9 protein-coding genes are annotated in these 11,410 nt (G+C 71.9%); 5 read left to right on the top strand and 4 right to left on the bottom strand.

What is annotated here, in order from left to right; genetic code table 11:
* Positions 1–33 precede the first annotated feature (33 nt).
* Positions 34–672, bottom strand: coding sequence for a TetR/AcrR family transcriptional regulator (locus I5071_RS28125; RefSeq protein ID WP_236516042.1), 639 nt, complete (start codon positions 670–672; stop codon positions 34–36).
* Between the two features lie 93 nt (positions 673–765).
* On the opposite strand from I5071_RS28125, the gene I5071_RS28120 reads away from it, so the two are divergent.
* Positions 766–1,767, top strand: coding sequence for an NAD-dependent epimerase/dehydratase family protein (locus I5071_RS28120; RefSeq protein WP_236516040.1), 1,002 nt, complete (start codon positions 766–768; stop codon positions 1,765–1,767).
* A 249-nt stretch (positions 1,768–2,016) separates the two neighbouring features.
* Here the strand turns inward: I5071_RS28120 and I5071_RS28115 are convergent, their stop codons facing one another.
* Complete coding sequence (locus tag I5071_RS28115; RefSeq protein ID WP_236516039.1) at positions 2,017–2,373, bottom strand: STAS/SEC14 domain-containing protein; 357 nt, start codon at positions 2,371–2,373, stop codon at positions 2,017–2,019.
* Between the two features lie 158 nt (positions 2,374–2,531).
* Between I5071_RS28115 and I5071_RS28110 the strand changes: the two genes are divergently transcribed.
* Entirely contained in the window at positions 2,532–4,103 is a 1,572-nt protein-coding gene (locus I5071_RS28110; protein ID WP_236516037.1) for a hypothetical protein, read from the top strand.
* An 87-nt stretch (positions 4,104–4,190) separates the two neighbouring features.
* A complete protein-coding gene (gene glgX / locus I5071_RS28105) occupies positions 4,191–6,305 on the top strand; it encodes a glycogen debranching protein GlgX (RefSeq protein ID WP_236516036.1) in 2,115 nt (704 codons plus the stop codon).
* On the opposite strand, the gene I5071_RS28100 is transcribed toward glgX, so the two are convergent.
* Entirely contained in the window at positions 6,306–7,496 is a 1,191-nt protein-coding gene (locus I5071_RS28100) for a glycosyltransferase family 4 protein (protein WP_236516034.1), read from the bottom strand.
* A gap of 115 nt (positions 7,497–7,611) precedes the next feature.
* Positions 7,612–8,214 carry a DUF2378 family protein gene (locus I5071_RS28095; protein WP_236516033.1) on the bottom strand — a complete coding sequence of 201 codons (603 nt, stop codon included), beginning with the start codon at positions 8,212–8,214 and terminating at the stop codon, positions 7,612–7,614.
* A 101-nt stretch (positions 8,215–8,315) separates the two neighbouring features.
* Between I5071_RS28095 and I5071_RS28090 the strand changes: the two genes are divergently transcribed.
* Positions 8,316–9,062, top strand: a complete 747-nt coding sequence (locus tag I5071_RS28090; RefSeq protein WP_236516031.1) for an SDR family oxidoreductase — start codon at positions 8,316–8,318, stop codon at positions 9,060–9,062.
* A 113-nt stretch (positions 9,063–9,175) separates the two neighbouring features.
* Positions 9,176–11,227, top strand: coding sequence for a hypothetical protein (locus I5071_RS28085; protein ID WP_236516030.1), 2,052 nt, complete (start codon positions 9,176–9,178; stop codon positions 11,225–11,227).
* Positions 11,228–11,410 lie beyond the last annotated feature (183 nt).

The raw sequence follows: 11,410 nt of genomic DNA, 5'->3' as shown, positions 1-11,410 counted from the left end.
GCGCAGAGGATAGCCGGCCGAGCACGTCGCTCGTCAGCGAGCGCGCTTCTTCGCCTTCCTCATCGCCTCGCGCAGATAACCGCGCACGAGATCGACCATCGCGTCGCGGAACTCGCGCGACTTCAGGAGCCGTGGCGCGAAGTCGAGCGCCGACGACACCGCGCCCTCGACCGCGGTCGTGAGCACCGCCGCCGCGAGCTCGCGATCCACACCGGGCAGCTCGTCGGCGTGCGCGTCGAGCGCGGCACGCACCAGCGACTGCAGCTTCCGCATCGTGGTGCGCACCAGCGCCTCGCCCTCGACCTTCGGGAGCTGTCTGCGCAGCGCGGCCTTGAGCTCCGGCCGCGCCCGCTTCGCGGCGAGGAGCCCGTCGATCATCGCCTCGATCGTGTCGTCGAGCGTCGGCTCCTCGAGCGCCCCCATCGCGGCGCCGATCGCGCGCTCGAGGTCGCTCATGCTCCGCTCGAGCAGCGCGACGACCAGCGCCTCCTTCGACGGGAAGTACTGGTAGAGCGTGCCGATCCCCACGCCGGCCGCCGCCGCGACGCGCGTCGTGGTGAGCTCGGCGTAGCCGCCCGCGACCAGAACCCGAGCGCTCGCCTCGAGGATGGCCTCGACGGTCGCCTTCGACCTCGCCTGGACGGGCCGCTTTCTCGGCGCGATCGCGGTCATCTCGTGCTCCTCGCGGAATGCGAATGGTGAACCCGAAGGATCCTTCACATCTTCATATCCGAAGGATCGTTCGGATTCCAGGAGGCACACGCGATGAAGATCTTCGTCACGGGAGCGACCGGGCTCCTCGGGCACCACGTGGTGCACCAGCTGCGCGGGGCCGGGCACGAGGTGATCGGCCTCGTGCGCTCCGACGCCAAGGCACGCCGCATGATCGGCGCGACCGGCGCGCGCTGGGTCGTGGGCGACGTGCGCGACGTCGGCGCGTTCGCACACGAGCTCGAGGGCTGCGACGCGGTGGTGCACACCGCGGCGTACTTCCGCGAGTACTACCAGCCCGGCGATCACGCGATGCTGCTCGAGGACGTGAACGTGAAGGCGACGCTCGCGCTGATGCGCGAGGCCGACGCGCGCGGCGTCGCGCGCTTCGTGCACACGAGCTCGAGCGGCACGATCGGCGCGAAGCCCGATGGATCGCCGGGCGACGAGGACACGCCGCCGCCCGCGATCGCGCAGGAGAACCTCTACTTCCGCAGCAAGGTCGAGGGCGACGCGAAGATCCGCGCGTTCACGCCGGCGAGCGGGATGCGCGTGATCGAGATCCTGCCCGGCTGGATGTGGGGACCGGGCGACGAGGGCCCGACGAACGCGGGCCGCCTCGCGCTCGACTTCCTCGCGCGCCGGCTGCCCGGTGTGCCGCCGGGAGGCACCTCGGTGGTCGACGCGCGCGACGTGGCGAGCGCGACCGTCGCCGCGGCGCAGCGAGGCGCCCATGGCGCGCGCTACATCGTCGGCGGTCGGCCGCTCACGCTCGCGCAGATCGTCGGGTCGCTCGAGCGCGCGAGCGGGATCGCCGCGCCGCGGCTGCGCATCCCGTTCTGGTTCTTGATGATCTACGCGACGCTCGCCGAGCTCTGGTCGCGGGCCACCGGACGCTCGGTGACGATCACCCGCGTCGGCGTGAAGACCATGCGCGACGGGCACCTCGTGAGCTCGGCGCGCGCCGAGCGCGATCTCGGCGTGCGCTTCCGGAGCTTCGACGAGACCGCGCGCGACGTCGTGGCGTGGTACCGCGAGCACCCGCTCGCGGTGTGAGCGCTCGAAGAAACATCGGCTCGCCCGCGCGCTCCCGTGCGGGACGAGCACTCCGCCGGGGGCTGTCGAAACATCGGCTCGCCCGCCGGTCCCTCCCGTCCGCGCGCTTCGCGCGCTCCCGTCCGGGAGCTGCGGGACGAGCACTCCGCCGGGGGCTGTCGAAACATCGGCTCGCCCGCCGGTCCCTCCCGTCCGCGCGCTTCGCGCGCTCCCGTCCGGGACCTGCGGGACGAGCACTCCGCCGGGGGCTCAGCCGCTCGCGAGCCACTTCTCGGCGGAGGCCTCGTCGGCGAACGCGCGCACGCGCGCCTTCCCGCGCTTGGCGATCGCCGTCATGTTGACGCGCGACACGTCGAGCTCGCGCGGCAGGAGCACCGCCACGCGCTCGAGCTTCGTGCGCACGGTGAGGAACGCCCAGCGCTCGGCGTGCACGTCGGCGACGTAGGGGCCGTGGTTGCCGCGCGCGTCGAACATCACGCTCTTGGTGCCGGCGCGCTCGGCCGCGCGGTCCACCTCGTCGAGGTACTCGCGCATCTGCTCGGCCGTGATGTCGTCGTCGCCCTCCACGACGAGCAGGTACGACGCGCGCTTCTCCACGCGCGCCACGAAGGATCCAGCCCGGATCGTCTGGCGCATCGCGGGTCTAGATCCCACGTCCGGGGACGCCGCGCACGCGCACCTCCGCCGACCATCGAGCGCGCCACCGGATTCGCACTTCACGCCATCGGTGGGAGCGCGGGGGCCGCGCGACGCACCATCGCGCCGTGCTCACCCGCGCGCTTCGAGCCCTCACGATCGTCTCCACGCTCCTCGCGCTCACCGCGTGTGACGCGAGCTCCGACACCGACCCGGACGCTGCGCAGGCGGTCGAGCCCGACGCCGGTGTGGCCGAGCCCGACGCTGCGAGCGATCCCGACGCGGGCGAGGCGATGGACGCTGCGCTCGTCGACCCCGGCGACGCCGCGGTCGACGCGGGGAGCGAGCTCGACGCCGCGTCTCCCGAGCCCGACGCCGCGCCTCCCGTGCCCGATGCCGGGCACGACGCGTCGACGCCCGACGCCGGCCCGCCGATGCCCACGTCGTGGGCGCGCGCGTACGGCCTCGGCGGCGCCCACAACTTCCGCGACGTCGTGCTGCTCGACGACGGCAGCTTCGTCGTCGTCGGCGAGTCGCCGGTCTACGGCGCGGGCAGCGACGAGGCGATCGCGGCGCGCATCGATCGTGATGGAACGGTCATCTGGGCGCGGACCCTCGGAGGCGCGAGCTACGATCGCTTCACCTCGGTCGCGCTCACCGACGACGGCGAGGTGATCGCCGCGGGTCAGACCGGCAGCTTCGGGCCGCGCCTGTGGGCGGCGTTCGTGGTGCGCTTCGCGCGCGACGGCACGGTGCGATGGCAGCGCGCGATCGCCTCGGCCTCGTACAACTACGACGCGGCGTCGATCCGCGCGCTCGGGGGCGATCGGTATCTGATCTCCGGGCTCGCCCTCGCGGACGATCAGCGCATCGTCGTGACCACGATCGACGGCAGCGGCGCGATCGTCGCGCAGCGCGGCGCGGGGGGCGGCGCGGTGCTCGACGCGCTGCGCCTCGGAGACGGAAGCGTCGTGGTGGCCGGGCAGACGCGCACCGACACGATCGGCGCGTACTACGCCGACCTCGCGCGTGTCGCGGCCGACGGTCGCGACGTGTGGCGCATCCACGAGAACCAGAACGCGACCGACGAGGCGAACGTGCTCCGCGCCCTCGTCCCCGCGCACGACGGAGGTGTGGTCGCGGTCGGCACCGCGAGCCTCCGGTTCGGCAACCAACGCCGCCGCATCTGGGCGATCTCGGTCGCGGAGGACGGGACCATCCGATGGCAGCGCACGTTCGGCGGTGCGGGCGCGAGCGAGGGATTCGACGTCGTCGCGATCGACGGCGGCTACGTCGTGCTCGGTCGCACCAGCGCGTTCGGCGACGCGTCGCGCTGGCGCGGGTGGATCCTCGGGCTGAACGCGTCGGGCAACGTGACGTGGCAGCGGACCTACTCGAGTGACGAGGGCTCGCAGTGGCTCACCGCGGGCGCGGTGTCAGCGAGCGGAGAGCTCGTCGCGGTCGGGGTCACGTACGCGCCGAGCGGAGGGGAGCACGCGAGCGGGCTCGTGGTGCGCCTCGAGGATCGCGCGCTCGACGGAGGACCGTGCAGCGCCGAGCCGGCGTACGTGACGACGAACACCGCCATCGGGCTCGACACGCCCTTTCCGGCGGCCTCCGCGCCGCGCCTCGCCGCGTCGGCGGGCGCGGCCACGATCGCCGACCTCACGCTCGCCGTGCCCGCGGTGTGCTCGATGTGATGCCCACACGCGCACTGCCCGATCGCGCGGGGGCCCGAGACGAACGAACGCGACACGAGGCCCTCCTGTCCGTACGATCGCGCCGCGATGAACGACGCGCGGCGCCACTCCGCACCTGCCGAGAGCCGCCCCGGCGAGCCCGAGCCGCTCGGGGCGACGTGGGACGGCACCGGCACGAACTTCTGCGTCTTCTCCGACGTGGCGGAGCGTGTCGAGCTCTGCCTCTTCGACGACGCGGGCCACGAGCGGCGCGTCGAGATGCTCGAGCGCACCGGCTATCGCTGGCACTGCTTCCTGCCCGACGTGGGGCCGGGCACGCGCTACGGCTATCGCGTCCACGGGCCCTGGGATCCTTCGCGCGGGCATCGCTGCAACCCGCAGAAGCTGCTGCTCGATCCCTACGCGAAGTCGATCGTCGGCGACGTCTCGGCCGCGCCCGAGACCCTCGGTCATCGCGAGAGCGACGAGAACGTGCGCGACGATCGCGACAGCGCGCCCTTCGTGCCGCGCTCGGTCGTGACCCATCCGTTCTTCGACTGGGGCCACGATCGTCCGCCGCGCGTGCCGTGGCACGACACCGTGCTCTACGAGCTGCACGTGAAGGGCTTCACCGCGCGGCACCCCGCGATCCCGCCCGCGCTGCGCGGCACCTACGCGGGCCTCGCGCACCCCGCGGCGATCGATCACCTCGTGCGCCTCGGCGTGACGAGCGTCGAGCTCATGCCGATCCACACGTTCGCGAGCGAGCCGCACCTCGTGCGACGCGGGCTCGTGAACTACTGGGGCTACAACACGATCGGCTACTTCGCGCCCCACGCGGGCTATGCACGTCGCGGCGCCGATCCGATCAGCGAGCTCAAGAGCGCGATCAAGGCGATGCACGAAGCGCGCATCGAGGTGCTGCTCGACGTCGTCTACAACCACACCGGCGAGGGCGATCACCGAGGCCCGACGCTGTGCTTCCGCGGGCTCGACAATGCGTCGTACTACCGCTTGGATCCGCAGAATCCGAGCCGCTATCAGGACTTCACGGGCTGCGGCAACACGCTCGACGCGACGCAGCCGCACGTGCTGCAGCTCATCATGGACTCGCTCCGCCACTGGGTGGAGGAGTTCCACGTCGACGGGTTCCGCTTCGATCTCGCGGCCGCGCTCGCGCGCGGAGAGCACGGCGCGGCGGGCCTCTCGTCGTTCCTCGACGTCGTGCAGCAGGACCCGATCGTCAGCCGCGTGAAGCTGATCGCGGAGCCCTGGGACATCGGGTGGGACGGCTATCACGTCGGGCGCTTCCCTCCGCACTGGAGCGAGTGGAACGGCAAGTACCGCGACGCGGTGCGTCGCTTCTGGCGCGCCGATCCCGGCAGCGTCGGTGAGCTCGCGACGCGCGTCGCGGGCAGTGCCGATCTCTACGCGAACAACGGCCGTCGACCCTTCGCGAGCGTGAACTTCGTGACCGCGCACGACGGCTTCACGCTGCGCGATCTCGTGAGCTACGAGCGCAAGCACAACGAGCGCAACGGCGAGGACAACCGCGACGGCACTAGCGACAACCGCAGCGACAACCACGGCGTCGAGGGCCCGACCGACGACCCGACGATCAACGCGCTGCGCGCACGACAGCAGCGCAACTTCCTCGCGACGATCTTCCTCTCGCAGGGCGTGCCGCTGCTGCTCGCGGGCGACGAGATGGGCCGCAGCCAGCTCGGCAACAACAACGCGTACTGCCTCGACGACGAGACGAGCTGGGTCGACTGGAACGGTCGCGATCGCGCGCTGCTCGAGCACACGCGCGCGCTGCTCGCGCTGCGGCGCGCGCATCCGGTGTTCCGCCGGCACACGTTCTTCCGTGGCGACGGAGACGTCGCTTGGTACCGTCACGACGGCGCGCCGATGTCCGAGCGCGAGTGGACGACGCCGCACGTGCGCAGCCTCGGGATGCACCTCGACGGCATGCGGATCGGAGCGCGCGACGCGAGCGGCGCGCCGCTCGTGGGCGACTCGTTCTACGTCTTCTTCTGCGCGCAGCGCGGTCCGATCGAGCTGCGGCTGCCGCGCGCGCTCGCGGGCGACGAGTGGTTCGTGGCGCTCGACTCGAGCGGGGCGCGCGAGGAGGGCGGCGCGGTGCACGGACCGCTCGCCCTCGAAGGGCCGCTCGTGCTGGTGCTGCAGCAGGTGCGGCCCCGCTCGTCGCTCGTGCCGTGATCACGCGCCCATCGCGGCGCGCACCCGCATCGCGAGCTCGCTCGCGAAACGCGTGACGCGCGGCGGCGGGGCAGGGCGGTGCAGCGCGCGCACGGGCGAGCGAGCGATGCATCGCTCGAGCGCGTGCTCGAGCGCGCGCGTCGCGTCGTCGTAGGTCCACGACGTCGCGGTGCGATGGGCCGCGTCCGACATCTCGCGCCACTGCTCGGGGCTCGCGCAGAGCACGCCGATCGTGCGCGCCGCGAGCGCTTCCGCGTCCTCGATCGCCACGAGGTATCCGTTCTCGCCGTCGATCACGTTGTCGTCGGGGCCGCCGACGCGCGTCGACACCACGGGCACCCGGCACGCCATCGCTTCGAGCGGCGGCAGGTGATAGCCCTCGCATCGGCTGCCGCACAGCCACACGTCGCACGACGCGTAGAGCGTGCGGATGAGGTGCTGCGGCGGTCGCTGCTCGAAGCGCGTGCCCGGAGGCAGCGGCAGCGCAGGCACCGGCGCGTGCACGCCGAACGCGACGATCTGCAGCTCGGGCACCGCGCGCTTCACGAGCTCGAGCGCGCGCAGGCTCACGTCGACGCCCTTCAGCGGGTTGTCCGAGTAGAGCAGACCGACGGTCGGTCGCGCTCGTTTGCCGCGCGGGCGCGCGTGGAAGACGTCGAGCTCGACCGCGTTCGGCACGACCGCCACGTCCTTCGCGCCGTGGGCCTCGCGCAGCATGCGATCGAGCGATCGCGAGATCGTGATCTTCGCGAGCGGAAGGCGCATCGCGGACACGGCGCGCGCGCGCTGCGAAGGCGCGAGCCACTCGGGGTGCGCCTCGTCGTTCTGGACGAAGTGCACCTTCACGCCTTTGCGCGGCGGGAGCGCCGCGACCCACTCCGCCGTCTCCCACCACGTCGCGACGACGACGTCGGCGTCGGGCAGATCGGATGCGCGCACCGGCCTCGCGCGGTCGAGCAGTCGATGCGGCACGTCGAGGCCGTCGAGGTGCGACGCTCCCTGCGTGGGATGCGGTCCCGCGCCGCGTCCACGAGCCCAGCTGCGGAGCCGCGTGCGCAGCCTGGGCGACACGGGCGGGCATCCGACGACGAGCACCTCGTGCCCTCGCTCGTGGAGCCGCTGCGCGTACTGCGCGACGACGCGTACGCCGCCCGAGAGATCGAACACCGGTAGGACGAACGTGATCTTCATGGCCGCACCCGCAGTGCAGCGCGCGGGCCACTCGCGTGTGTTCGTCACCGGGAAAACGCCGAGAAACCTTGCGACATCGCGCGCCGGGACACGCGCGGCACGACGCAGCGTGCGCTCAATCCGCGGACCACTGCACGTCGAAGCTGCCGCTGCCGAGATCGCGCAGGTCCACGCGCACCTCGCCCTCGACGCCACACGCGCTCATTGCTCCCTCGACCGCGCCGACCTGATAGGTCTCGAGGAACGCCGGCAGCTCGTGGAAGTGATATCGGATGTGTCGCTCGCCGACGTCTTCGAGCTCGACGCGACCGAAGCTCACCGACACCGCCCAGCCGCGCGCGCCGACGCGCGCGACCTGCGCGAAGCTCGATCCGAACACGCCGAAGAGCACCTTGCCGACCTGGCTCTCGAGCAGCGCCTGATAGCCCGCGCCACCGAGACGTCGCAGGCCCTCTCCGAGCGGCGCCGACGGATACACCGCGCGCGCGGTCGCGACGAGCAAGCGCATGAAGTCGGAGTACGGATAGTCGAAGAACGGCACGTAGCGGCGCCCCGCGATCTGGTTCGACGCGAGGATCGGATGGCGCGGATCGACGCGTCGCAGTCGCGCGATCGGATCGTTGAAGAAGAGCCCCTTGCACGACGCGCCGTGAGGGAGGAGACGGATGTGCTCCTCCACGTCGATGGGCCGATCGAAGCGCGGCGCGCGATGGGTCATGCGACCGCGAGATCGTAGATCGCGGCGGCGAGGGCGTGTGGATCTTCACGCGACGGATCGACGCGCGGCGATACGATGCGCGCCCCAAACAGGAGACCGAGATGGAGCTCAAGGACGTCAAGGCGATCGTCACCGGTGGCGCGCAGGGCATGGGCGCGCACTTCGCGAAGCGTCTCGCGGAGGCGGGCGCGCAGGTCGCGGCCGGCGACGTGAACGAGCAGGCGCTCGCGGAGCTGCCGCCGGGGATCCACCGCCGTCGCCTCGACGTGAGCGACACCAAGGACTGCGCCGCGTTCGTGAAGTGGGCGGCCGACGCGATGGGCGGCGTGAACGTGCTCGTGAACAACGCGGGCATCCTGCGCGACGGCCTCCTGGTGAAGAAGGACAAGGCGACCGGCGAGGTCGTCACGCTCTCCGACGATCAGTGGAACGCGGTCATCGCGGTGAACCTGACCGGCGCGACGGTGATGGTGCGCGAGACGGTCGCGGAGATGGTGCGTCGCGATCAGCGCCCGGGCGTCGTGATCTCGATGTCGTCGGTCGCGCGCCACGGCAACCGCGGGCAGAGCAACTACGTGAGCGCGAAGGCCGCGCTCGCCGCGAACGCGGTGACGTGGTGCCGCGAGTTCGCGGCGTTCGGCATCCGCGCGGTCGCGATCGCGCCGGGCATGGTCGAGACGCCGATGACGCGCGGCATGAACCCGAAGGCGCGCGAGGCGCTCGTCGCGTCGATCCCGGTCGGCCGCATCGGTGAGCCCGAGGACCTCTGGAAGGCCGTGAAATTCTCGATCGAGTGCGAGTACTTCAACGGCTACTGCATCGACGTCGACGGCGGCCTGTCGATGTGAGCGTGGGGGCCGAGGGTCCGGGTGCCCGGGCCTGGACCCTCGGTGCGATCTTGCGAAAAAGGCCGGGGGGCGGGATTGATCCAACGTCGGTTGGCGATGGTAGTCTCGCGACCATGTCGTACGCCGTTCGCCGTCTTCTCTTCAGCTCTCTGATCGCCCTCTCGCTCCTCTGCACGGTCAGCGCATGTGACGAGCCCACACCGGATCGTCGGCGCGACGGCAGCGTGGGAGGCGACGGTGACGTCGCGGTCGCCGACGAGGACGGCGACGGGATCTCCGACGCCGACGAAGGTCGCTCGAGCAATCGCGACACCGACTCGGACGGAACGCCCGACTACCGCGACGACGACAGCGACGGTGACGGCCTGTTCGATCGCGACGAGGCCGGCGACACCGACCCGCGCACGCCGCCGCGCGACACCGACAGCGACACGCGCCCCGATTTCGTCGACGACGACTCCGACAACAACGGCATCCCCGACGCGGAGGAAGCGCCCGGCGACGTCGACGGCGACGGTCGTCCCAACCACGCCGACATGGACGACGACGGCGACAACCTCGCCGACGCGCGCGAGCTGCGCGGCGCGCTGCCGCCGGTCGACAGCGACGGTGACGGCACCGCCGACTACCACGATCCCGACGCGGACGACGACACGATCCTCGATGGCCACGAGGGCGACGCCGACACCGACTCCGACGGCACGCCGGACTTCCTCGACACCGACTCCGACGAGGACTCGATCCCGGACAGCGGCGAAGCGGGCGATGCGGACATCACGTCGCCGCCGGTCGACACCGACGAGGACGGCATCGACGACTTCCGCGATCCCGACTCCGACTCCGACGGTCTCAGCGATCGCGACGAGGTGATGACGCACGGCACGCGCCCGAACGCGGCCGACAGCGACGGCGACGGCATCAGCGATCTGATCGAGGTCGCCGCGGGGACCGATCCGCTGCTGAACACCGACAACCCGCGCACGCGCGGCGACTTCGTATTCGTCGTCCCCTACATGATGCCGCCCGATCCGACGCGCGACACGCTCTCGTTCCGCACGAACGTGCAGTTCGCCGACGTGTACTTCAGCTTCGACACGACCGGCTCGATGCGCGCCGAGCTCGACGCGATGCGGAACGCGACGACCGGCGTGCCCGCGATCATCAACGCGCTCCGCTGCGCGCCGACCGGTGGCGCGTGCGCGAACGACAGCGACTGCGCTGCGGGCGTCTGCTTCGCCGGCGCGTGCATCACCGATCCCAACGCGGGCGACGGGTGCCTGCCGGACATGTGGACCGGCGTGGCGACGTGGGACGATCTCCACACGTTCCGCAACCGCGTCGGGCTGCAGGCGGATCCCGCGGCGACCGCGGCGGCGATCCCCGGCACCGGCGGCGGCGGCAGCGAGGCGCCGTACCATCCGCCGTATTGCGTCGCGGACCGCGCGACGACCGGCTGCGCGAACTGCGCGACGACCGGCATCGGCTGCGGTGGGTACCGCCCCGAGGCGATCCGCATCTACATCCAGATCACCGATGCCGACCAGCAGTGCAGCGGTAGCGCGTGCTCGACCTACAACGCGGCGGGCGCCGGCGCCGCGCTGCGCGGGCAGAACATCCGCTTCATCAGCCTCGTCGGCACCGACGACGACGACGGAACGGGCACGCCCGAGTCGGTCGCACGCGCGATCGGCACCGCGTCGGGCACGCTGGACGCGAGCGGTCAGCCCTTCGTCTACCGCGCGGTCGACTCGGCGGTCGTGACGTCCACGGTGCAGGCGGTCCGCGACATCGTCCGCGGCGTGCCGCTGCGCGTGACCATCGAGGCGAGCGACGAGCCCGAGGACGCGGGTGACGCGCTGCAGTTCATCCAGCACCTCGAGACGAACACGACGACCGCGGGCTGCTCCGCGATCACGACCGAGGACGCGTCGGCGTTCCCCTCGGGACCGCCCGATGGAGTCCACGAGACGTTCCCGTCGGTGACCGCGGGCAACCGCGTCTGCTGGGACGTCGTGCCGCGCCAGAACGACACCGTGATGCCCGCGCTCACGCCGCAGGTCTTCCGTGCGCGCCTCACGGTGCGTGGTGACGGCTCGCCGCTCGACTCGCGCATCGTCTACTTCCTCGTCCCGCCGCGCCCGCCGGAGATCGAGGGCCCGGGCTGAGCTCGCGCTCGCGACCTCGCACACCGAGAGAGCCGCTCGACGCACGTCGGGCGGCTCTCTTCGTTTCGTGCGCACGCGGGCCGCCCGTGGGCGCGCACGCGCGCGTTCGCCACCCCGACGCGCGAGCCCACGCGTTCTCGCCAGGCACACGCGTTGCCGAGGCGCCGCCCGCGGTCGAGGGGA

The organism is Sandaracinus amylolyticus (assembly GCF_021631985.1).
GTDB classification, from domain to species: Bacteria; Myxococcota_A; Polyangia; order Polyangiales; family Sandaracinaceae; genus Sandaracinus; species Sandaracinus amylolyticus_A.
The sequence above is the reverse complement of the archived record's forward strand: the minus strand, read 5'-3'. Positions and strand labels throughout refer to the sequence as shown.